Genomic DNA, 20,853 nt, shown 5'->3' on the forward strand with positions numbered 1-20,853 from the left:
CATTGTAGCGTCCTCGCCACGGTCTCACGTTACGCGAGTAACAGCGGTTACAAGCTTTACAGCGAAGGGAGGCTCAGCGACCGGCCGCGCTGCGCGCGCGCACGGCGAGTGTGCGGAAGACTTCCGCCGGAACGGCGTCGGCGGCAACGAGAATCGTCGTGCGGCGTGCGCCCTGCTCCACGACGAGCGCGAGCAGCCACGCGCCCCATTGCGACGCGCCGGCAAGCCGCCCGGCTGCCAGGCACGCGCCATCGCGCGAATACGCCGCGAGTAAATCTGACCCGATTTCGAGGAAGGCCGGTTGCTTGTGTCGCCACGCCGCAGCCGCGAGGCCGCCGGTCGCGAGGAACGCCAGCGTGGCGGGCAACGCTTGCCAGACGCCGAACCAGGGTGCGAGCGTTGTGTAGATGGCGGCCGCGGCCACGCCGAGACCCGCGGCAACGAGCAGTTGCAGCGCAAGTGAGGGACGCAGAGAAAGCAGCGGCGCGCCCGCGCGCCGCGAGGGGAAAGCAGGAGGAACGCGGCCGGCCGAAGCACTCGGCGCGGCCGCTGTCTCGTCGTACGGGATCAAGCGTGGCGCTTGAAGACGAGCGTGCCGTTGGTGCCGCCGAACCCGAACGAGTTCTTCAGCGCGACGTCGATCTTCATGTCCCGCGCGGTGTTCGCGCAGTAGTCCAGGTCGCATGCAGGATCCTGGTTGAAGATGTTGATCGTCGGCGGCGACACCTGGTTGTGCACGGCGAGCACCGTGAACACCGACTCGAGGCCGCCCGCGCCACCCAGCAGGTGGCCCGTCATCGACTTGGTCGAGTTCACGACGATGTCCTTCGCATGATCGCCGAAGGCGCGCTTGATCGCCGTGGTTTCCGCGAGGTCGCCGAGCGGCGTCGAGGTGCCGTGCGCGCTCAGCCAGTTCACTTCGCTGGTGTTGATGCCCGCGTTCTTCATCGCGGCGATCATGCAGCGGCGCGCACCGTCGCCGTCTTCCAGCGGCGCGGTCATGTGATACGCATCGCCGCTCATGCCGTAGCCGCCGATTTCCGCGTAGATCTTCGCGCCGCGCGCCTTCGCGTGTTCGTACTCTTCGAGCACCATCACGCCCGCGCCTTCGCCGAGCACGAAGCCGTCACGGTCCCTGTCCCACGGACGGCTGGCCGTCGCCGGATCGTCGTTGCGCTGCGACAACGCGCGCGCCGCAGCGAAGCCGCCGATGCCGAGCGGCGAGACGGTCGATTCCGCGCCGCCCGCGATCATCACGTCGCAGTCGCCGTATTCGATCAGACGCGACGCTTCGCCGATGCAGTGCAGGCCGGTCGTGCAAGCCGTGACCATCGCCAGATTCGGGCCCTTGAGGCCGTACTTGATCGACAGATGGCCCGAGATCATGTTGATGATCGAGGCCGGCACGAAGAACGGCGAGATGCGGCGCGGGCCGCGGTTGAGCAGCTCGGTTTGTGTGACTTCGATCATCGGCAGACCGCCGATACCCGAGCCGACGTTCACGCCGATCCGCTCCGCGTTCGCTTCGGTGACTTCGAGACCGCTGTCCTGGATCGCCTGCATGCCCGCCGCGATGCCGTAATGGATGAACGTATCCATGTGGCGCGCTTCTTTCGCCGGCATGTAGTCTTCGACGTTGAAGCCCTTCACCTCGCCGGCAAAGCGGGTCGAGAAGTTCGTAGCGTCGAACTTCGTGATGTTGGCGATGCCGGACTTCCCGGCGACCAGATTGGCCCAGCCGTCGGCAACATTATTGCCAACAGGCGAAATCAGCCCCAGGCCTGTAACAACAACTCGACGACGGCTCACGGTAACCCCTTATCCATAGATGACAAAAACAAAAGCCACAGAGGCCACAGGAAATGCTCCTGTGAGCCCTGTGGCTAGTTGACCGGCAGATGCCCCGCAGCGAGTGCGGCAGGCGTTTGCGGTTTCACGGGCAAGCGTCCTCGCGGGCCGCCAGCGCGCTGCGTTGCGCGGCCCAGGCGGGAATCTGGCGCTTAGGCCTTGACGTTCGCGCGAGCGTAGTCGATCGCTTGCTGAACCGTCGTGATCTTCTCGGCTTCCTCGTCCGGGATTTCCATGCCGAACTCGTCTTCGAGAGCCATGACCAGTTCGACGGTGTCGAGCGAGTCGGCGCCCAGATCGTTCACGAACGAAGCTTCGTTCTTGATTTCAGCTTCGGCGACGCCCAGTTGCTCGGCGACGATCTTCTTGACGCGCTGTTCGATGTTGTCCATTACCCCTCCAAGGGAAAAAAGTTAGCTCATGAATGCGAGTGCGCGCATTTTATCAGGTTTGACCTGGCTGAAAAGCGGCGCTCAAGGTTCCGGAAGGCTATCCGCGACGGCGCTTGCGCGATGTTTTGCATCAAGCGCATCAAGGCGCGGATAGTACCTGAATCCGGTTAAGACATATACATGCCGCCGTTCACGTGCAACGTCGTGCCCGTGATGTAGGCCGCCTGCGGCGACGCGAGGAACGCGACCGCATGCGCGATGTCGTCCGGACTGCCGAGGCGGCCCAGCGGAATCTGCTGTTTGAGGGCGGCCTGCTGCTCCGCCGGCAGGTCCTTCGTCATGTCGGTGTCGATGAAACCGGGCGCGACGCAGTTCACGGTGATGCCGCGGCTGCCGATCTCGCGTGCGAGCGCGCGCGTCATGCCCGCCACGCCGGCCTTGGCGGCGGCGTAGTTGGCCTGGCCCGGGTTGCCCGACGAGCCCACCACCGAGGTGATGTTGATGATGCGGCCGCCCTTCGCCTTCATCATCGGGCGCAGCACGGCGCGAGAGAGGCGGAACACCGACTTCAGGTTGGTGTCGATGACCGAGTCCCACTCGTCGTCCTTCATGCGCATCGCCAGGTTGTCCTGCGTGATGCCCGCATTATTGACGAGGATCGCTAGACCGCCGAATTCCTTGACCGTCGCGTCGATCAGCGCTTCCGCCGCGGCGGCGTCGTTCACGTCGAGCACCGCGCCGCGGCCCTTCAGGCCCGCTGCTTCGAAAGCGGCCGAGATGGCCTGCGCGCCGGCTTCGCTCGTTGCCGTACCGATCACCGTCGCGCCCTGGCGCGCCAGTTCCAGCGCAATCGCGCGGCCGATGCCGCGGGTCGCGCCGGTCACGATCGCGGCTTGATTGTCGAGAGTCTTTTCCATCGTTTGAATCCGTTAGCGGTGGTGGCGTAGGCGCTTAAGCCTTCAGAAGCGCGAGCGCTTCGTCGAGCGACTTCGGATCGAGCACCGAAGCGCCGACCAGGTTGCCGTCGATACGTCTGGTGAGGCCCGCAAGCACCTTGCCCGGACCGCATTCGACCACGTGTGTCGCGCCTTGGGCCGCAATGGCCTGCACGCACTCGACCCAGCGCACGGCGCCCGCGGCCTGGCGCACGAGCGCGTCGCGGATCTTCGCGGGGTCGGTTTCGAAAGCCACGTCGACGTTGTTCACCACGGGAATCTGCGGCGCGCTCAGCGCGACGTTCGCGAGGTAGTCGCGCAGTTGATCCGAGGCGGGCTTGAGCAGCGACGAGTGGAACGGCGCCGAAACCGGCAGCGGCAGCGCGCGCTTGGCGCCCTTCGCCTTGGCGATTTCGCAGGCCTTCTCGACCGCGCCCTTGTGGCCCGCGATCACGACTTGCGCCGGCGCGTTGAAGTTCACGGCTTCGACCACGCCGCCGCTCGCAGCCGCGGCTTCCGCGCAGACTGCGCGCACGGTGTCGTCGTCGAGACCGAGCACGGCGGCCATGCCGCCCTCGCCCACCGGCACCGCGCTTTGCATCGCCTGCGCACGAAAGCGCACGAGCGGCACGGCGTCGCGGAATGCGAGCACGCCGGCGGCGACCAGCGCCGTGTATTCGCCGAGGCTGTGGCCCGCGACGATGGCAGGCAGGGGACCGCCCGCCTGCTGCCACGCGCGATAGACGGCGTAGGCGGCGGTGAGCATGACCGGCTGCGTGTTGGTGGTGAGATTGAGTTCTTCGGCGGGGCCTTCGGCGATCAGCTTGCCGAGGTCCTGCCCCAGCGCGTCGGACGCTTCTTGCAGCGTCTCGCGCACGACGGTGTTATCGGCGAAGGCGTCGAGCATGCCGACGGCCTGCGAGCCTTGTCCGGGAAAAACGAACGCGAATTTCATAACGTCCCCAAATTCGTTCAATATGGGTGGGCAATGCGCTCGGATGAACCGCCGCCGGCCGCGCGCAACATGCACGTCGTGCGCCAGGACCGGCTGCGGGAGCGCGAGAGCCCGCTCAGGATGCTTAGAAGCGGATGACGGAGGCGCCCCAGGTGAAGCCCCCGCCGACGCCTTCGATCAGCACGTTGTGACCGCGCTTGATGCGGCCGTCGCGCACCGCGACGTCGAAGGCGAGCGGAATCGAGGCTGCCGAGGTGTTGCCATGCTCGCCCACCGTCACCACCATGCGCTCGGCGGGCAGGCCGAGCTTGCGGCAGGTGCCCTGCATGATGCGGATATTGGCCTGATGCGGGATCAGCCAGTCGACCTGGTCGGCGGTGAGCTGCGCCTTGTCGAGCGCCTCGATCGCGACCTTTTCGAGCACGTTCACGGCCAGCTTGAACACGGCCTGGCCGTCCATGTGCAGGAACGCGTTGCCCGCGATCGCGCCGCCATGCACGTTGCCCGGCGTGCACAGGATGTGCGCGTAGCTGCCGTCGGCGTGCAGCGCGCTCGAAAGCACGCCCGGTTCGCTCGACGCCTGCAGGATGATCGCGCCTGCGCCGTCGCCGAACAGCACACAGGTGGTGCGATCGTTGAAATCGAGAATACGCGAGAAGGTTTCCGCGCCGACCACGAGCGCCGTGCGATGCTGGCCGCTGCGGATCAGGCTGTCGGCCACCGAAACGGCGTAGGCGAAGCCCGAGCACACGGCCTGCACGTCGAACGCCGCGCCGTGATTGCGGATGCCGAGCTTGTTCTGCAAGAGGCAGGCCGTGCTCGGAAAGACGAAATCGGGCGTGGAAGTAGCGACGATGATGAGGTCGATCGACTGCGGATCGACGTCGGCGGCCGCGATCGCACGCTGCGACGCCGCAAGCGCGAGATCGCTCGTCGTGACGTCGGGCGCGGCGAAGTGGCGTGCGTGAATGCCCGTGCGGGCCACGATCCACTCGTCGCTCGTCTCGACGCCTTTTGCGGCGAGCCGTTCGGCCAGTTCCTGGTTGGTGACGCGATCAGGCGGAAGATAGCTGCCCGTGCCGATCACGCGGGAATAGAGAGTCGATTGAGCCATTATGCCTTCGAGGATGATGCGGCGCCGGGCGGTACCTCGCCCGCTGCCTGGCTGGGCGCACTGGTAGCCTGCCCCGCCTGCGCGGCTTGCACGTTCTGGGCGCCGCCGGGCTCGTCTGCCGCCTGTTCGAGCGAACCGGCGTTTTCTTCCATGGCGTGCGCGAGGCGCTCCAGCACGCCATTTTTGACGGCATCATACCCGCGATTGATCGCACACTCAAACGCGTAGGCATCGGCCGAGCCGTGGCTCTTGATAACGAGGCTCTTCAAGCCGAGCAGCGCCGCGCCGTTGTACTGGCGATGGTCGACACGCTTCTTGAAGCGCATGAGCACGGGCAGTGCGGCAATCGCCATGAGCTTGGTGAGCCACGAGCGCCCGAACTCTTCCTTGATCATGTCGTTGAGCATCTGCGCGAGGCCCTCCGACGTCTTGAGCGCGACATTCCCAACGAAACCGTCACAGACGATGACGTCGACGGTGCCCTTGTAAATGTCGTTGCCTTCGACGTTGCCGCGGAAGTTCAGCGTGCTCGCGCGCAGGAGCTCGCCCGCGCGCTTGATGGTGTCGTTGCCCTTGATGACTTCTTCGCCGATATTCAGGAGCCCGATGGTTGGGCGATCCTTGCCCTCGAGCGCCGCGACGAGCGCGTGGCCCATCTCCGCGAACTGCAGCAGGTGCTGCGGTTCGCAGTCGACGTTCGCGCCGAGGTCGAGCATCGTCGTGTAGCCGCGCGGGTTCGGCAGCGCGAAGGCGATAGCCGGGCGTTCGATGCCGGGCAACGTCTTGAGCACATAGCGCGACACGGCCATCAGCGCGCCGGTGTTGCCGGCCGAGATGCAGGCTTGCGCCTCGCCCTCTTTCACGCGATTGAGCGCGACGCGCATCGACGAATCTTTTTTCTTGCGCAGGGCGACTTCGACCGGATCGTCCATTTCGACGACCTCGGTGGCGGGCACGACGGTCAGCGCGGGATGGTCCGACGCCTTCAGCTTCTTCAACTGGGCGCGAACTGCCGACTCGACGCCCACGAGCATGAGATGCGCGTCTGGGTGCGAGCGGACGAAATGGACTGCGGCAGGCACCGTCACGGACGGGCCGTGGTCGCCTCCCATGCAATCTATCGTGAGCGTAACAGTCATGGAATGCGACGGATTTCAGGCATAAAAAAGCGGCAGTTGAATGCCGCCTTTTTTGCCGAGCCGAAATATGGTCAAGCGAACGGAATCGTCAGATGCGGCGCAAGGTGTCAAACACCGCGCCGCACGCTGAAACGATTAGTCGTTCTTGGTCTTGACGACTTTCTTGCCGCGGTAGTAGCCGTTCGGGCTGATGTGGTGACGCAGATGCACTTCACCCGTGCTCGGCTCGACGGCCAGCGGCGCGCCCGTGAGGAAATCGTGCGAGCGGTGCATACCGCGCTTCGACGGCGACTTCTTGTTTTGTTGAACTGCCATGATAACTCCTGAAAATTTTCCGAATTCTAACACAGCCCGATCCGGCCGCCGCCACCCTTGGGGGATGGCCGGACTCCGGGCTCAGGCCCACGCGTCTGGTACTGCCTGCCCCACACAGCCGCCCAAGGCTTGCCTTAGTGCTTGCTGCCAGGACCGTCCTTCTTGAGCGATTCGAGCGCCGCAAACGGATTGACGCGCTCTTCCGGCTCGATTTCCTGCTCCGGCACGTCGTCCACGGAATCCACGCCCTCCGCGCCGTCGGGACCCGAGGCGAGGCTTTCGTGAATTTCCGGACAGACTTCGTGCTTCGGCACCAGCGGCAGCGAGAGCAACAGCTCCTCTTCGATCAAGTCGACGAGATCGAAATGGCGCGAGCCCACGATCACTTCGACTTCATCGTCGTCGAGCGGAAACTCGTCCGCCTCTTCTTCCGTCTGGACGATACGGAAGGTCGCATCCGCATTGAATGCCTGCTCGTAGGGAGCGAGGCACCGCTGGCACGTGAGCCACGCGCCACCGTGAACTGCAAGCCGCAGGTATGGCTGCGGCCCTTCGGTGCCGTTGTCCTGCAATTCCTGCTGGATGAAGCCCGCAGCCTGCCAGGTGAACGCGGTGTCGCGATCTGGCGCATCGGCCGGGACTTCGTTTAACATGCGCGGCAGTTGCGAAACGCGCACGACGCCTGCCGCTTCGCGCTCGCTGCGCGCGAATTCGAAGATATCGAAGTCGCGAGGATTCAGTTCAGCGCCAGCAGGCTTGCCAGTGTGTTCGGTCATGTGCGCTCTCCTGCCTCAAGGCTTGGGGCGACCGGCAAGCGATGCGCGGAAGCCACCAGCGGCTCGCAGCAATCCAGCTTGTGCCGGCCCGCGGGTCTCTATCGACCTGCGTTTGCCTACATTCGCCATCCATCGACACGCCGCTGCCGGCAAGGTCTTTTGAGCCGTGACGCCGCAAATTCAGGCGCCCGCACAAGACGTGCGACGAGAGCATACCGATGAAAAGCCCAAAATCATATCGCCTTTATCTTTGTGAGTCAAACACTTAAGCTCGCGTACGCAAGTGCTTGTGCGGACGCGGTTTTCGGGAGCCTCTGACGACGTTTTGCGGGAAATCCGCCCCCGTTTTCGAGACGAATTCCACCCGAATATTGCCAAGCCACAGCCGCTTTTTCATACTCCGATACTCCGATCGAACATGCAGGATTCTCCCTCGCAGGCCCCGCGCACGGGCCGCCCCGCCCTCATCCTCGCCTCCAGCTCGCGCTACCGGCGCGAGTTGCTCGAGCGTCTGCGCATTCCCTTCGACACGGCCGTGCCCGCCGTCGACGAAACGCCGCAGCCCGGCGAAATGCCCGAAGCGACGGCGCTGCGCCTCGCTGCCGCGAAGGCCCGCGCCGTGGCCGCCGCCCTGCCCGCCGGCGCTACGCGCACGCTCGTGATCGGCTCCGACCAGGTCGCCACCTTCGATGGCCGCCAGATTGGCAAGCCCGGCACGCACGAACGCGCGCTCGAGCAACTGCAGGCCATGCGCGGCCGCGAAGTGTTGTTCCATAGTGCCCTGAGCGTGCTCGACACCGCTACTGGCCAAACGGATACCGTCGATGTCGTGACGAAGGTGCGCTTTCGCGACCTGCCCGACGCCGCGCTCGACGCCTATCTGCGCGCCGAAACGCCGTACGACTGTGCGGGCAGCGCGAAATCGGAGGGGCTCGGCATCGCGCTGCTCGAGGCGATCGAATCGGACGACCCCACCGCCCTGATCGGCCTGCCGCTCATCGCGCTCACGCGCATGCTGCTTGCCGCGGGCTATCCGTTGCTGGAGACGCAAGCATGAGCCTCGGCACCCTCTATCTGATTCCCAACACGCTGGGCGAAGGCGACGATGCCGCGCTCAACGCCGTCCTGCCGACGCCCGTGCGCGAACGCGCGGGCGCGCTCGCCAGCTATATCGGCGAAAACGCCAAGACCACGCGCGCCTTCCTCAAGCGCGTGGGCACCACACGGCCGATCCAGGAAATCGAGATCCGCGAACTCAATGTCAACACGCCCGCAGGCGAAGTCGACAAGCTGCTCGCCCCGCTGCTCGCGGGCATCGACACGGGGCTCGTTTCCGAGGCGGGCGTGCCCGCGGTCGCCGACCCGGGCGCGCTGCTCGTGCGGCGCGCACACGAGCGCGGCATCAAGGTCGTGCCGCTCGTGGGCCCGAGTTCGATCCTGCTCGCGCTGATGGCGTCGGGCCTGAACGGCCAGAGCTTCGCGTTTCACGGCTACCTGCCCGTCGACGCCAACGAGCGCGTGAAAAAGTTGCGCGATCTCGAGCAGATCTCGCGCAAGAGCAAGCAGACGCAGATCTTCATCGAGACGCCCTACCGCAACCGCACGCTGCTCGACGCGCTGCTCGCGACCTGCGCGCCCTCCACGCTCGTGTGCGTCGCCGCCGATCTCACGCTGCCTACCGAGACGATCGTGAGCCGCGCCGTGTCCGACTGGAAAAAGAAGCCCGCGCCCGAATTGCACAAGCGGCCGGCGATCTTCCTGCTGCTCGCGCACTGAACGCTGCGGCGCGCAAAAAACAAATCGGCCACTGCGCAACCATCGCGCAGCGGCCGATTTTCTCGAGGACGACGGGAAACGAAAGCGTCGCCGTCGCTCAGTGCACCGATACCTTGCCGCCCATCAGCAGCGAATGCACGGCCGCCGAGCCGATGTTCGCGCCCACGCGTTTCGCCACGCGATCGGTGAGGCTCTGCTTGACCGTATAGTCGACGACGTCCGGCGCCTTGATGACCTCGCGCGCCACGTAATCGGTGTCGCCGTAGCCGTCCGCGAGACCGAGCTCCACGCTCTTCTGCCCGGTCCAGAACAGGCCCGAGAAGATATCCGGCGAGTCCTTCAGGCGCTTGCCGCGGCCGGCCTTCACGGCGTCGATGAACTGCTGGTGGATCTGATCGAGCATCTCCTGGGCGTGCGCGTCCATTTTCGGCGTGTCGGGCGAGAACGGGTCGAAGAAGCCCTTGTTTTCGCCGGACGTACGCAGGCGCCGCTGGACGCCGAGCTTGTCCATCAGGCCTGTGAAGCCGAATCCGTCCATCAGCACGCCGATCGAGCCCACGATGCTCGCCTTGTTGACGTAGATCTTGTCAGCCGCGGCCGCGACGTAATAGCCGCCCGAAGCACACATGTCGCCGACCACGACGTACAGCGGGATGGCCGGGTACTTGGTGCGCAGACGGTGGATCTCGTCGTTGATGATGCCGGCTTGCACCGGGCTGCCGCCGGGGCTGTCGATATGCAGGATCACGCCCGCGGTGCCGTCGTCGTCGAAGGCGCTGTCGAGCGCGCTGATGATGTCCTCGGCGTTCGCTGGGGCGTCGGAGCCGATTTCGCCGTCGAGCGAAACGAGTGCCGTATGGCGCCCCTCACTCGCCACGCGCGCGCCCGAAAGATCGAGGATCGCCCACGCGATCACCACGAACACCGCGAGAAACGCGAAGCGAAAGAAGATGCGCCAGCGCCGCGCCGCGCGCTGCTCGGTGATGGCCGCGAGCGCGATGCGTTCGAGCGCCTCGCGCTCCCAGCCTGGCGCGGGCGCGCCGCGGCCTGACGAAGCCGCGCGGGGCGCTTCGTTCGAATCAGGGGTCGGATTATCGGACATGCGAGCGGGTAACGGGTCGAAAGGGGTCGAAAGTCGGGAATCAGGTTGGGGTCGGACGCAAAGCGTCGTCCGGCAGCCAGAATACCGCACGCCCCTCTGGCGTGTCGCGTTCCTCGACTTGCACGGGGCGCAAACGCCCGCCGCGGCACGGGCCGCCCACGCACTTGCCCGTGTCGGGCTGGTAGATCGCGCCGTGCGTGGCGCACATCAGATAGAGCCCCGACGACTCGAAGAACTGGCCCTCGACCCAGTCGAGTTCCATCGGCACGTGCGCGCAGCGGTTCAGGTAGCCGTACACTTCGCCACCGTAGCGCACGAAGAACACCACCGCGTCGCCACCCGCGTAAGTTGCAGTCATGCGCCGACCCTCGCCGCCCTCGGCGAGTTCATCGGACGCACATACGCGCACCGGCTCGAGCGGCGCTGTCTCGGGCGCCGCGCTCATGCGTGCTCCCGCAGCCAGCCCGCGAGCGCAGCTACGTCGGGCGCGACGAAGCGCGGCTCGAGCTTTTCGAGTGCGCCGGACGCATGCGCGCCATACGCCACGCCAATGGCAGCCGCGCCCGCGTTGATCGCCATCTGCAGATCGTGGGTCGTGTCGCCGATCATCACCGTACGGCCCAGATCCTGCCCCAGTTCGCGCGTGAGCTCCTGGAGCATGGCCGGATGCGGCTTCGAGAAGGTTTCATCGGCGCAGCGGGTGCCGTCGAAGAGGCTCGTGAGGCGCGCATCCGCGAGCGCGCGGTTCAGCCCCACGCGGCTCTTGCCCGTCGCCACGGCGAGCAGGTAGCCGGTGTCGCGCAGTTCCGTGAGCATCTCGCGCACGCCTGCGAACAGCTCGGTCTGCTGGTCCTTAAGCAAATAATGGATGCGATAGCGCTCGACGAGCCGCGGGTAGTCGGCCGGATCGAGCGTGGGCGCGGCGATCTGCAGCGCCTCGCGCAGGCCGAGGCCGATCACATAGCTCGCCGCCGCGTCGCCGGGCACGGGCAGGCCTAGGTCGCGGCACGCCGCCTGGATGCTGCGCGTGATATGGGCGGTCGAGTCCATCAGGGTGCCGTCCCAGTCGAACACAATCAGGTCAAATAACTCTCGAGCCATGCAGGACTTCTCCAAACGCTGTCAGATTCGGTGTCATTCGGGTCGGGCCTCGCCAGGCCGGGCCGCGCCAGGTCGCGCCGCGTCGGTTGCCGCGCCTGCCTCGCGCTGCGCGCGCAGCGCGTCGACGAAGCCGCGGCAATCCGCCGGCAGCGGCGCCTCGAACTGCAACGGGACGCCCGTGATCGGGTGAGCAAGCTTCAACCGGTGCGCATGCAGAAACATGCGCTTGATGCCAGGCCGCGCGCCCGTGCGCGCGAGGTCCTTGTTCAGTGCGAAGTCGCCGTACTTGGCGTCGCCGACGATCGGCAAGCCGAGGTGGGCGAGGTGCACGCGGATCTGGTGCGTGCGGCCCGTCTTCAGCTCGGCTTCGAGCAGCGCGTAGCCCGGCCAGCGCTCGACGAGATTAAACACCGTGTGCGAGGGCAAGCCGTCCGGCTGCACGCGCACGCGGCGCTCGCCGTCCGGGGTCAGATATTTGTGAAGCGGCTCCTTCACGGCGCGCCGACGCCCCCAGTCGCTCGCCCATTCGCCGTGGACGCAGGCGTAATAGCGCTTGTCGGTCTGGTTGTCGCGCATCTGCGCATGCAGGCCCACGAGCGCCGCGCGCTTCTTGGCGAGCATCAGCACGCCCGACGTCTCGCGGTCGAGCCGGTGGACCAGCTCGAGAAACTTGCCCTGCGGGCGCGCCTCGCGCAACTGCTCGATCACACCGAACGCCACACCGCTGCCGCCGTGCACGGCCACGCCGGCGGGCTTGTCGATGACGAGCAGCGCGTCGTCCTCGTAGATGACGGGAAACTGGGCCGCCGGCACGGGCGCGGCGCCGGCCGGCGCGCTCGATTGCGACGTGCGGATGGGCGGAACGCGCACGACGTCGCCTTCCGCGAGCCGATATTGCGCGTCGACCCGCCCCTTATTTACGCGCACTTCCCCGCTGCGCAAAATGCGATAGATGTGGCTTTTCGGCACGCCCTTGCAGACGCGCACGAGAAAATTGTCGATGCGCTGACCGGCCGCGCCCTCGTCGATTTCGACGAACGAAACCTGGTCGCTTGCGACCTGATTGTGGGATGTTTTGCCTAACCCTTTCATTCTGAATATAATTTGCCCAGCGCCGACGCAACGGTAGGCCGAATGGCCCAGGCCAAACGGCCAAATGTTCTGCGAACCACCCAACGGACACCCCAAGGGGGTTATCCTGGACTTGGACCACGCGGCGAGCGCAGGCTGCAAGCGATAAACGGTTATTTTACTTGCGCCCGGGGCTGGTTGCTCACCCCGCTTGATGAGAAGCAACGAGTTGCACGCACGGATCACCACTCCGGCAGGGACGGCGCCCACAGGCACGTTCGGTCAGGCGCGGCTCCGACGGTAACGGAACATTGGTATAAAGAATTTATCCGGCGCGTCCCGCCGCGCGGTCGAAGTGACCGCCGCAGGAGGCGCTGGTGGCGAAAATACGGCGAGCGCCCGAAGCGTCCCGGCAATGTGCGGGACACGGCGACGTCAAAAGTGGCGAGACACCCCGAGGGGGAAGACGGGCGTTCCTGAAAAGCTTCCCGTGCGCGGCCCTGATTGAATCGAGAGGCCGCGAACCTGATCCAGTCGCAAGCGCGCGCGGTTCGCCGCTGCGGCCGGCGTCTGTCACGGCCAGTGCGATGGGCACACCCATTGGCACGCTCATGGTCAGGGCAGCCAGGTGGATTGGAAGCGCAGGAAAACGCTGCCGTCGCGAACCCGCGGCATGTCTCTTCGCTTCTTGAAGACGTATTTCGCATGTGCCCACGCGGCCCCGTCCACGGCAACGCAACGCCGGACCGGCGCCCATAAAAGGCAATTCTCCCCGCCATCGTTCCCGCTCCAGCGTGCTTGTGACAACACAATAAGGCGCGGCTCGCCGCTGCCCGCACCGTGCTGCCTGGCGTCGTCGCCGCGCACCGTGCGGCTCGCGCGCGAACGCACTGGAGTCGTTCAATGAAACGAATGCTGTTCAACGCGACACAGCAGGAAGAACTGCGTGTCGCCATCGTCGATGGACAGAAGCTCATCGACATCGACATCGAAACCGCCGGGCGCGAACAGCGCAAAGGCAACATCTACAAGGGGATCGTCACCCGTATCGAGCCTTCGCTCGAGGCGTGTTTCGTCAACTACGGCGAAGACCGCCACGGCTTCCTGCCGTTCAAGGAAGTCGCCCGCCAGTACTTCCGCGAAGGCATCGACATGCGCGGCGCGCGCATTCAGGACGCCCTCAAGGAAGGCCAGGAGCTGATCGTCCAGGTCGAGAAGGAAGAACGCGGCAACAAGGGCGCCGCCCTCACCACCTTCATCTCGCTCGCCGGCCGCTACCTCGTCCTCATGCCGAACAACCCGCGCGGCGGCGGCGTCTCGCGCCGCATCGAGGGCGACGACCGTCAGGAACTGCGCGAAACCATGGCGCAGCTGCAACTGCCGGACGGCATGAGCATCATCGCGCGCACGGCCGGCATCGGCCGCTCCGCCGAAGAGCTCCAGTGGGACCTGAACTACCTGCTACAACTGTGGCGCGCCATCGAAGCCGCGTCGCAGGCCGGCCAGTCCGGTCAGCCCATGCTGATCTACCTGGAATCGAGCCTCGTCATTCGCGCGATCCGCGACTACTTCCAGCCCGACATCGGCGAAATCCTCATCGACACCACCGAGATCTATGACCAGGCGCGCGCCTTCATGGATATCGTGATGCCGGACAATGTCAATAAGGTGAAGCGGTATCACGACGACGTGCCGCTTTTCTCGCGCTTCCAGATCGAGCACCAGATCGAGACGGCGTATTCGCGCACGGTACCGCTGCCCTCGGGCGGCGCGATCGTGATCGACCACACCGAGGCGCTGGTCGCCATCGACGTGAACTCGGCGCGCGCCACCAAGGGCGCCGACATCGAGGAAACCGCCGCGCGCACCAACCTCGAAGCCGCCGACGAAGTGGCGCGCCAGCTGCGTCTGCGCGACCTGGGCGGCCTGATCGTGATCGACTTCATCGACATGGAGTCGGCCAAGAGCCAGCGCGAAGTCGAGCAGCGCCTGAAAGACGCGCTGCGCCACGACCGCGCGCGCGTGCAGATGGGCAAGATCTCGCGCTTCGGCCTGATGGAGCTGTCGCGCCAGCGCCTGCGCCCCGCCCTCTCGGAAGGCAGCCACGTGACCTGCCCGCGCTGTAACGGCACGGGTCATATCCGCGATACGGAATCGTCGGCGCTTCAGGTCCTGCGCATCATCCAGGAAGAGGCGATGAAGGAAAACACCGCGGCAATTCATTGCCAGGTGCCGGTCGAAGTGACCGCCTTCCTGCTCAACGAAAAGCGCTCGGAAATCAACAAGATCGAGTCGCGCTTCAAGGTCGCGGTCGTGCTGATCCCGAACAAGCACCTCGAAACGCCGCACTACAAGCTCGAACGCCTGCGTCACGACGATGCGCGCCTCGACGACCCGCGCGCCTCGTGGAAGATGGCCGAGGAAGCGGCTCGCGAGCTCGAGTCGGAAACCGGCTACAGCAAGCGCACCGCCGAAGCCAAGCCCAAGCAGGAAGCCGCGGTGAAGGGCATCACGCCGGAGCGTCCGGCACCGAGCGCGCCGGTCAAGCCGGCCGAAACCGCGCCCGTCGCGGCGCAACTGGCCGTCACGCCCGCAGGCGGCGGCTTCTTTGGCTGGGTCAAGCGCCTCTTCGGCGGCGCACCGGCTGCGGCGCCCGCGCCGGCACCGGTCGCGCAACCCGAAAAGACCGCCCGTCCGACCCGCGAAGCGCGTACCGAGCGCGGTGAGAAGACCGGCGGGGACCGCAACCGCAATCGCCGTTCCGGCGGCCGCGACGCGGCAGGCCGTGGCGAAAGCGCAGGCGGCGCCCGTACCGGCCAGCCGGCCGGCCGCCGTGAGGAACGCGAGCCGCGCGAACAGCGCGAACCGCGTGAAGCACGCGAAAGCCGTGGTGCCCGCGAGCCGCGTGAACAACGCGAACCGCGCGAGCAGCGTGAGCCGCGTGAAACCCGCGAAGCACGTGCCGAGCGCGAGCAGCGCATCGAACGCGTCGAGCGCGGCCAGGAACGTAGCGATGTGACGGCGGAAGCCGGGGCCGCACGCGGCGAGCGCCAGGAACGTGGCGAGCGCCGCGAGCGTGGTGAACGTGGCGAGCGCGGTGAATCGCGTCGCCGTCAGCAAGCCGAAGCCGCTGAAGCCCAGGAAGCGCGTCTTGACGCCGCATCGGCAGACGCCGAAGGCGTCGAAGCGCCGCAGACGGAAGACCTGCCCGAAGGCGTGAGCGCCGGTGCCGACGAAGAAGGCGCACCGCGTGAAGGCGAAGAACGCCGCCGCCGCCGCCGCGGCCGCCGTGGCGGTCGCCGCGAGCGCGAGACGGATGCAGCAGGCCTGACGCCGGGTGCGGATGCACCGGAAGGCGAAGAGCAAGCCGCACCCGCCCAACCGGCGATCGAGCAGCCTGCCGTTGCTGCGCAAGTGCATGAAGCATCGGCCGCGGAAGCGCGCACCGAGGCTGCCGTCGAGAACGTCGTGACCGCTCTGCCGGCCGCAGCCGTCGTCGCCGAAGCCGGGCACGTGCCTGCCGCCGCCGTGACGACGACGCCGGTTGAAACCGTCGCGCCCGCCGCAGAGCAAGCTCAGGCTCCGGCCGAGCAAGCTCCGGCACCCGCCGAAGCCGCACCGGTGAGCGTCGAAACCGCACACGCGGTCGAGCCGAAGGCCGAGGAACCCGTGGCACCTGTCGCTCCTGTGGCGCCTGCCGCAGCGGACGAAGCGGTCGCACCGACCGCCCCGGTTGAGCCGGTTCAGGCCGAAACGCGGCCTGTCGTGCGCGAAGACCGCGTCGAAGCGCCGCGGACCGAGGAGCAGGCGGAAGCAGCACCCGTCGCTCAACCGGAGCCGGCGCAGGAAGCGGCAGCCGCCGCTCCGGCGGTCGTCGCGATCACCGAGCCGGTCGCAGAGCGTCCGGTCCCGGTGGCAACGGCAGCCCCCGCGCCTGCGGCCACCGCAGACACGCTGCGCCCGATGCTGGAATCGGCAGGTCTCGTCTGGGTCAATACCGACGCCGACAAGCTGCGCGCCGCGCAGCAAGCCGCTGCGCAACTGGTGAAGCCCGCGCGCACGCCGCGCGAGCGCAAACCGCTGCCGCCGGCCGACAGCACGCCGATGCAGCAGGTCGAAACCACGCGCCACCCGTAAGCACGGCAAGCGCAACTGGCCGCGTGCCGGGCCCCGAGCCCGGCACCCCCGAAAAGCCCGCCTCTCCCGGCGGGCTTTTTTTTGATATATCAGCGTTCTCCCTTGTCTGTAGGCCAGTGCTGGTTCGGCTAAAATTGAGGCAACGCGAGAACGAAGAGACCATGACACGACGCATCATCCCTGTTGCCGACGTTCGATCGCTGCCGCCCGAACTGCCCAGGCCGGCCGCGGGAACCGTGCGCGCGCCGTCCGGCGCGGTCTTCGACGCGCTCGCCAGACCCCTGCGCGACCTTCGCATCTCGGTCACGGACCGCTGTAATTTCCGCTGCGTGTACTGCATGCCGCGCGCAGTGTTCGACAAGGACTACCCGTTTTTGCCCCATTCCGCGCTGCTGTCGCTCGAAGAAATTGAGCGGCTCGCGCGGCTTTTCGTCGCCCATGGCGTCACCAAGATCCGCCTCACGGGTGGTGAGCCGCTGCTGCGCAAGAACATCGAATTCCTGATCGAGCGCCTTGCCGCGCTGCGCACGCCCGAAGGCGAGCCGCTCGACATCACGCTCACCACCAATGGCTCGCTGCTGGCCCGCAAGGCGCGCGCTCTGCGCGACGCGGGCCTCACGCGTGTGACGGTGAGCCTCGACGCCCTCGACGACGCCCTCTTTCGCCAGATGAACGACGCCGACTTCGCGGTGGCCGACGTGCTCGACGGCATCGCGGCGGCGCAAGCCGTGGGTCTCGCGCCGATCAAGGTCAACATGGTCGTCAAGCGCGGCACGAATGACGGCGAGATCGTGCCGCTTGCACGGCATTTCCGCGGCACGGATGTGACGCTGCGCTTCATCGAGTACATGGACGTGGGCACCTCGAATGGCTGGAACATGGCCGAAGTGCTGCCGTCGGCGGAGGTCGTCGCGCGCATTGCCGAACACTGGCCGCTCGTGCCGCTGGAGCCCCACAACGCCGCTGAAACGGCGCAACGCTGGGGCTATGCGGATGGCGCGGGCGAGATCGGCGCGATCTCCAGCGTGACGCGCGCGTTCTGCGGCGACTGCACGCGCGCGCGCCTTTCGACCGAAGGCAAGCTGTACCTGTGCCTGTTCGCCTCGATGGGCTACGACCTGCGCGCGCTGTTGCGCAACGGCGCCACCGACACGGCGATCGCCGGCGCCATCGCGCAGGTGTGGGAAGGCCGCGCCGACCGCTATTCGCAGCTGCGGGGCAACGCGCAGGCGCCGGCAGCCTCCGACGAGCGCCGTATCGAAATGTCCTATATCGGCGGCTGAGCAGCCCATGACGCCGATGAGCGCCAACGCCGTTTCCACCGCATCGATCACGGGCCTCGTGCTCGCCGGCGGCCGCGGCCAGCGCATGGGCGGCGCGGACAAGGGCCTGCAGATGCTGCACGGCAAACCGCTTGCCGCGCACGTGCTCGCGCGACTCGCGCCGCAGGTCGGCGCCCTCTCGATCAGCGCGAACCGCAACGCCGACGCTTATGCGGCACTCGGCGCGCCATGGCGGGCGAGCGTGCTTGCCGATCCACTGCCCGACTTCCCGGGCCCGCTCGCGGGGCTCCTCGCCGGACTGCGCGCGGCGCAAACCGAATGGCTACTCACGGCGCCTTGCGACTCGCCCTGGCTGCCAGCCGATCTTGGCGAGCGCCTGGGCCACGCCGCGCTCTCGGAGCACGCCGACATCGTGACCGCGACCACGACGAACGCCGAAGGCGAGGTCTCGCTGCATCCTGTATTCGCGCTCGTACGCACTTCGCTCGCCGACGACCTCGCCGCGTTCCTCGCCGCCGGCGAGCGCAAGGTGCGTGCGTGGTACGCGCGCCACACGGCCGCCGAAGTCGCCTTTGCCGACGAACGTGCGTTTTACAATATCAATTCCTTACAGGAACTGGCCGAACTCGAACGCGCCTGAATTGCAATCGGGCGGCGCCCGGCCAGCCGCCGTCCCCGGCACACGGCCGGCACGCCCGCCTGGACGATCGCCGCACACGCCGTGCGGATGCGACGCTTCCTCACTCGATGACCACGCTTAACCATCCCTCCGGCAGCGCCGGCTGCATCAGCCAGTACGATCCGCAAGCTTTGCCCGTCAGCGCCGCGCAGGCCATCGTGCTGCAGTGGGCGACGCCGCTTGCGGCGAGCGAACGCGTGCCGCTGCGTGAAGCGCTCGCGCGCGTGCTGGCCGAAGACGTGATTTCGCCCATCGACGTCCCCGCGCACGACAACGCCGCGATGGACGGCTACGCGTTCGATGGCGCGGCCCTGGCCGACGCCTGCGGCACCCTCTCGCTCACCGTGTGCGGCAAGGCCTTCGCCGGTCACGCGTACCCGGGCGACGTTGCCGCCGGTGCGTGCGTGCGCATCATGACCGGCGCGCCGATGCCCGCGGGCTGCGACACCGTCGTGCCGCAAGAGCATGTGTCTGCACAGGGCGACGTCATCACTTTCGAAGCCAACGCCGTCAAACACGGCGCGAACGCCCGCCGCAAGGGCGAGGACCTCGCCCGCGGCGGCGTGGCGCTCGCGGCCGGCCGCGCGCTGCGCGCGTCCGACATCGGCTTGCTGGCCTCGCTCGGCCTCGTCGAGGCGCACGTGAAGCAGCGCCTGCGCGTGGCCTACTTCTCGACCGGCGACGAACTGCGCTCGCCGGGCGAGCCGCTCGAGCCAGGCTGCATCTACGACAGCAACCGTTACGCGCTCGGCGCGATGCTGCAGCGCCTGAACGTCGAGGCGATCGACCTGGGCGTCGTGCGCGACGACCCCGCGGCACTGGCCGCCACGCTGAAACTCGCTGCCGAAACCGCCGATGTCGTGCTAACCTCCGGCGGCGTCTCGGTCGGCGAAGCCGATTTCACGCGCACCCAGTTGCAAACGCTCGGCGACGTCTCGTTCTGGGGCCTCGCCATGCGCCCCGGCCGTCCGCTTGCGTTCGGCCGCATCTGGTCGGGCGGACGCCCGGGCGCGGGCCGCGCGGCGCTCCTGTTCGGGCTGCCCGGCAACCCGGTCGCGACGATGGTCTCGTTCTACCAGATCGTGCGCCCCGCGCTCATGGCGATGGCGGGCGCGCAAGCGCAGCCCGTACCGCTCGTACCGGCACTGAGCGATCAGCCGATCAAAAAACGCGCGGGCCGCACCGAATTCCAGCGCGGCCTCGCGCGTCGCGACGCCAGCGGCCAGTGGCGCGTCGCGCCGACCGGCTCGCAAAGCTCGGGCGCGCTCAGCACGATGAGCGAGGCGAACTGCTTCATCGTGCTCGCCCATGAAGCCGACGCTCTCGATGCCGGCGACACCGTCGACATCATGCTGTTCGATGGACTCGTCTAGCGCGGCGGCGCCCGAGAGGCCGTCAAAACCAACCACACGTCCACACCTGCATAACGGACCGACTACTATGAAAAAACAGATCTCGTTCATCGCTGCGGGCCAGACCGCCAAGGCGCTCATCCTCGTGTACCTGACCTTCAGCGTGCCGATCGTGCTGCTCGGCGTGCTCGTGGCGTTCGTGCGCTATGGCTCGGTCGAACTCTCGACCATCTTCAGCGCGCTGCTGCTCAACGCGATCGTCGGCTTCATCCTGCTGTGGATCGCCTGCCACGCCTACAACTGGGTGGCCTCGCGCTTCGGCGGCATCGAGATCCATCTGTCCGACGTGCCCGAGGAAGCGTGATGGCCGCGACGATCCGCGCCGCCACGCCCGCCGACGTCGGCGCGATGCACGCGCTGATGTACGAGCTCGCGGAGTTCGAGAAGCTCACGCATCTGTTCACGGGCACGGCCGACGGCCTCGCCGACGCCCTGTTCGGCACGCGCCCCGCCGCCGAGGCGCTGGTGGCGGAAGACGCCGGCCACATCGTCGGCTACGCGCTCTTCTTCCACAACTACTCGACGTTCCTGAGCCGCCGCGGCCTTTATCTCGAAGACCTCTACGTGCAGCCTTCGCAGCGCGGCACCGGCCTCGGCACGGCGATGCTGCGCGCGCTCGCGGCGATTGCCGTGGAACGCGGCTGCGCCCGTTTCGAGTGGACCGTGCTCGACTGGAACACGCCGGCCATCGGCTTCTATGAAAAGCTCGGCGCGACCGTGCTGCCCGACTGGCGCGTCGTGCGCATGACCGGCGATGCGCTCGAAAAGCTCGCCGCGGCCGGTGAAACGATGATCGGATAAGCCAACGCACCGCACAC

At 67.0% G+C, this 20,853-nt stretch carries 21 protein-coding genes; 8 read left to right on the forward strand and 13 right to left on the reverse strand.

All coding sequences use genetic code 11. From position 1 onward, the window contains the following. Positions 1 to 73: 73 nt before the first annotated feature. The 9 genes from AB4Y44_RS08110 to AB4Y44_RS08150 all read right to left on the reverse strand — a co-directional run bounded on the left by AB4Y44_RS08110 (position 74) and on the right by AB4Y44_RS08150 (position 7,474). Positions 74 to 571, reverse strand: coding sequence for a protein YgfX (locus tag AB4Y44_RS08110; protein ID WP_368699187.1), 498 nt, complete (start codon positions 569 to 571; stop codon positions 74 to 76). Continuing rightward, positions 568 to 1,809, reverse strand: a complete 1,242-nt coding sequence (fabF, locus tag AB4Y44_RS08115; protein WP_368699188.1) for a beta-ketoacyl-ACP synthase II — start codon at positions 1,807 to 1,809, stop codon at positions 568 to 570. The genes AB4Y44_RS08110 and fabF overlap by 4 nt, the downstream gene beginning before the upstream one ends. Before the next feature lie 191 nt (positions 1,810 to 2,000). Beyond that, a complete protein-coding gene (acpP, locus tag AB4Y44_RS08120; RefSeq protein ID WP_004197638.1) occupies positions 2,001 to 2,240 on the reverse strand; it encodes an acyl carrier protein in 240 nt (79 codons plus the stop codon). Between the two features lie 167 nt (positions 2,241 to 2,407). Continuing rightward, positions 2,408 to 3,157, reverse strand: a complete 750-nt coding sequence (fabG, locus tag AB4Y44_RS08125) for a 3-oxoacyl-ACP reductase FabG (protein WP_342945447.1) — start codon at positions 3,155 to 3,157, stop codon at positions 2,408 to 2,410. Positions 3,158 to 3,191: 34 nt separating this feature from the next. Continuing rightward, positions 3,192 to 4,130 carry an ACP S-malonyltransferase gene (fabD, locus tag AB4Y44_RS08130; protein ID WP_368699189.1) on the reverse strand — a complete coding sequence of 313 codons (939 nt, stop codon included), beginning with the start codon at positions 4,128 to 4,130 and terminating at the stop codon, positions 3,192 to 3,194. A gap of 124 nt (positions 4,131 to 4,254) precedes the next feature. Then, a complete protein-coding gene (locus AB4Y44_RS08135) occupies positions 4,255 to 5,244 on the reverse strand; it encodes a beta-ketoacyl-ACP synthase III (RefSeq protein WP_368699190.1) in 990 nt (329 codons plus the stop codon). After that, a complete protein-coding gene (gene plsX, locus AB4Y44_RS08140) occupies positions 5,244 to 6,383 on the reverse strand; it encodes a phosphate acyltransferase PlsX (RefSeq protein WP_069262574.1) in 1,140 nt (379 codons plus the stop codon). Before plsX ends, AB4Y44_RS08135 begins: the two co-directional genes overlap by 1 nt. 135 nt (positions 6,384 to 6,518) lie before the next feature. Continuing rightward, a complete protein-coding gene (rpmF, locus tag AB4Y44_RS08145) occupies positions 6,519 to 6,698 on the reverse strand; it encodes a 50S ribosomal protein L32 (protein WP_018441573.1) in 180 nt (59 codons plus the stop codon). Between the two features lie 134 nt (positions 6,699 to 6,832). Further along, a complete protein-coding gene (locus AB4Y44_RS08150) occupies positions 6,833 to 7,474 on the reverse strand; it encodes a DUF177 domain-containing protein (RefSeq protein WP_342921850.1) in 642 nt (213 codons plus the stop codon). A gap of 418 nt (positions 7,475 to 7,892) precedes the next feature. Between AB4Y44_RS08150 and AB4Y44_RS08155 the strand changes: the two genes are divergently transcribed. Beyond that, on the forward strand, positions 7,893 to 8,531 hold the full coding sequence (locus AB4Y44_RS08155; protein WP_368699191.1) for a Maf-like protein: 639 nt from the start codon (positions 7,893 to 7,895) through the stop codon (positions 8,529 to 8,531). Then, positions 8,528 to 9,250 carry an SAM-dependent methyltransferase gene (locus tag AB4Y44_RS08160; protein WP_342921848.1) on the forward strand — a complete coding sequence of 241 codons (723 nt, stop codon included), beginning with the start codon at positions 8,528 to 8,530 and terminating at the stop codon, positions 9,248 to 9,250. The genes AB4Y44_RS08155 and AB4Y44_RS08160 overlap by 4 nt, the downstream gene beginning before the upstream one ends. A 97-nt stretch (positions 9,251 to 9,347) precedes the next feature. On the opposite strand, the gene AB4Y44_RS08165 is transcribed toward AB4Y44_RS08160, so the two are convergent. Genes AB4Y44_RS08165 through AB4Y44_RS08180 form a run of 4 tightly spaced genes read right to left on the reverse strand, consistent with a single transcriptional unit; the run spans position 9,348 to position 12,545 of the window. After that, complete coding sequence (locus AB4Y44_RS08165) at positions 9,348 to 10,352, reverse strand: S49 family peptidase (protein ID WP_342921847.1); 1,005 nt, start codon at positions 10,350 to 10,352, stop codon at positions 9,348 to 9,350. Positions 10,353 to 10,392: 40 nt separating this feature from the next. Next, positions 10,393 to 10,797: a Rieske 2Fe-2S domain-containing protein gene (locus tag AB4Y44_RS08170; protein ID WP_342921846.1), complete on the reverse strand. Its 405-nt coding sequence runs from the start codon at positions 10,795 to 10,797 to the stop codon at positions 10,393 to 10,395. After that, the gene (locus tag AB4Y44_RS08175) at positions 10,794 to 11,453 is read right to left on the reverse strand and encodes an HAD-IA family hydrolase (protein WP_368699192.1); all 660 of its coding nucleotides are present in this window, start codon (positions 11,451 to 11,453) and stop codon (positions 10,794 to 10,796) included. The genes AB4Y44_RS08170 and AB4Y44_RS08175 overlap by 4 nt, the downstream gene beginning before the upstream one ends. 33 nt (positions 11,454 to 11,486) lie before the next feature. Next, positions 11,487 to 12,545, reverse strand: a complete 1,059-nt coding sequence (locus AB4Y44_RS08180) for an RluA family pseudouridine synthase (RefSeq protein ID WP_368699193.1) — start codon at positions 12,543 to 12,545, stop codon at positions 11,487 to 11,489. A gap of 882 nt (positions 12,546 to 13,427) precedes the next feature. Between AB4Y44_RS08180 and AB4Y44_RS08185 the strand changes: the two genes are divergently transcribed. From AB4Y44_RS08185 to AB4Y44_RS08210, 6 genes are all read left to right on the forward strand, one after another. Then, positions 13,428 to 16,661 carry an Rne/Rng family ribonuclease gene (locus AB4Y44_RS08185; protein ID WP_368699194.1) on the forward strand — a complete coding sequence of 1,078 codons (3,234 nt, stop codon included), beginning with the start codon at positions 13,428 to 13,430 and terminating at the stop codon, positions 16,659 to 16,661. Between the two features lie 161 nt (positions 16,662 to 16,822). Beyond that, positions 16,823 to 17,944, forward strand: a complete 1,122-nt coding sequence (gene moaA / locus AB4Y44_RS08190; protein WP_368699195.1) for a GTP 3',8-cyclase MoaA — start codon at positions 16,823 to 16,825, stop codon at positions 17,942 to 17,944. 16 nt (positions 17,945 to 17,960) lie between these two features. Next, the gene (mobA, locus tag AB4Y44_RS08195; protein ID WP_368699250.1) at positions 17,961 to 18,584 is read left to right on the forward strand and encodes a molybdenum cofactor guanylyltransferase MobA; all 624 of its coding nucleotides are present in this window, start codon (positions 17,961 to 17,963) and stop codon (positions 18,582 to 18,584) included. A 107-nt stretch (positions 18,585 to 18,691) separates the two neighbouring features. Further along, a complete protein-coding gene (glp, locus tag AB4Y44_RS08200; RefSeq protein ID WP_368699196.1) occupies positions 18,692 to 19,996 on the forward strand; it encodes a gephyrin-like molybdotransferase Glp in 1,305 nt (434 codons plus the stop codon). A 67-nt stretch (positions 19,997 to 20,063) separates the two neighbouring features. Further along, on the forward strand, positions 20,064 to 20,339 hold the full coding sequence (locus tag AB4Y44_RS08205; RefSeq protein ID WP_028212919.1) for a hypothetical protein: 276 nt from the start codon (positions 20,064 to 20,066) through the stop codon (positions 20,337 to 20,339). Then, complete coding sequence (locus tag AB4Y44_RS08210; protein WP_342921840.1) at positions 20,339 to 20,836, forward strand: GNAT family N-acetyltransferase; 498 nt, start codon at positions 20,339 to 20,341, stop codon at positions 20,834 to 20,836. Before AB4Y44_RS08205 ends, AB4Y44_RS08210 begins: the two co-directional genes overlap by 1 nt. Positions 20,837 to 20,853 lie beyond the last annotated feature (17 nt).

Source organism: Paraburkholderia sp. BR10937, assembly GCF_040965695.1.
Classification (GTDB): Bacteria; Pseudomonadota; Gammaproteobacteria; order Burkholderiales; family Burkholderiaceae; genus Paraburkholderia.

Bases quoted from the DNA above. Each gene is read 5' to 3' on its own strand.
- AB4Y44_RS08170 (WP_342921846.1), bottom strand. From the start codon at position 10,797: ATGAGCGCGGCGCCCGAGACAGCGCCGCTCGAGCCGGTGCGCGTATGT.
- fabG (WP_342945447.1), bottom strand. From the start codon at position 3,157: ATGGAAAAGACTCTCGACAATCAAGCCGCGATCGTGACCGGCGCGACC.
- AB4Y44_RS08150 (WP_342921850.1), bottom strand. From the start codon at position 7,474: ATGACCGAACACACTGGCAAGCCTGCTGGCGCTGAACTGAATCCTCGC.
- AB4Y44_RS08175 (WP_368699192.1), bottom strand. From the start codon at position 11,453: ATGGCTCGAGAGTTATTTGACCTGATTGTGTTCGACTGGGACGGCACC.
- AB4Y44_RS08205 (WP_028212919.1), top strand. From the start codon at position 20,064: ATGAAAAAACAGATCTCGTTCATCGCTGCGGGCCAGACCGCCAAGGCG.
- mobA (WP_368699250.1), top strand. From the start codon at position 17,961: ATGAGCGCCAACGCCGTTTCCACCGCATCGATCACGGGCCTCGTGCTC.
- AB4Y44_RS08135 (WP_368699190.1), bottom strand. From the start codon at position 5,244: ATGGCTCAATCGACTCTCTATTCCCGCGTGATCGGCACGGGCAGCTAT.
- acpP (WP_004197638.1), bottom strand. From the start codon at position 2,240: ATGGACAACATCGAACAGCGCGTCAAGAAGATCGTCGCCGAGCAACTG.
- fabD (WP_368699189.1), bottom strand. From the start codon at position 4,130: ATGAAATTCGCGTTCGTTTTTCCCGGACAAGGCTCGCAGGCCGTCGGC.
- AB4Y44_RS08180 (WP_368699193.1), bottom strand. From the start codon at position 12,545: ATGAAAGGGTTAGGCAAAACATCCCACAATCAGGTCGCAAGCGACCAG.
- AB4Y44_RS08160 (WP_342921848.1), top strand. From the start codon at position 8,528: ATGAGCCTCGGCACCCTCTATCTGATTCCCAACACGCTGGGCGAAGGC.
- AB4Y44_RS08155 (WP_368699191.1), top strand. From the start codon at position 7,893: ATGCAGGATTCTCCCTCGCAGGCCCCGCGCACGGGCCGCCCCGCCCTC.
- rpmF (WP_018441573.1), bottom strand. From the start codon at position 6,698: ATGGCAGTTCAACAAAACAAGAAGTCGCCGTCGAAGCGCGGTATGCAC.
- AB4Y44_RS08185 (WP_368699194.1), top strand. From the start codon at position 13,428: ATGAAACGAATGCTGTTCAACGCGACACAGCAGGAAGAACTGCGTGTC.
- glp (WP_368699196.1), top strand. From the start codon at position 18,692: ATGACCACGCTTAACCATCCCTCCGGCAGCGCCGGCTGCATCAGCCAG.
- AB4Y44_RS08165 (WP_342921847.1), bottom strand. From the start codon at position 10,352: ATGTCCGATAATCCGACCCCTGATTCGAACGAAGCGCCCCGCGCGGCT.
- plsX (WP_069262574.1), bottom strand. From the start codon at position 6,383: ATGACTGTTACGCTCACGATAGATTGCATGGGAGGCGACCACGGCCCG.
- AB4Y44_RS08210 (WP_342921840.1), top strand. From the start codon at position 20,339: ATGGCCGCGACGATCCGCGCCGCCACGCCCGCCGACGTCGGCGCGATG.
- moaA (WP_368699195.1), top strand. From the start codon at position 16,823: ATGACACGACGCATCATCCCTGTTGCCGACGTTCGATCGCTGCCGCCC.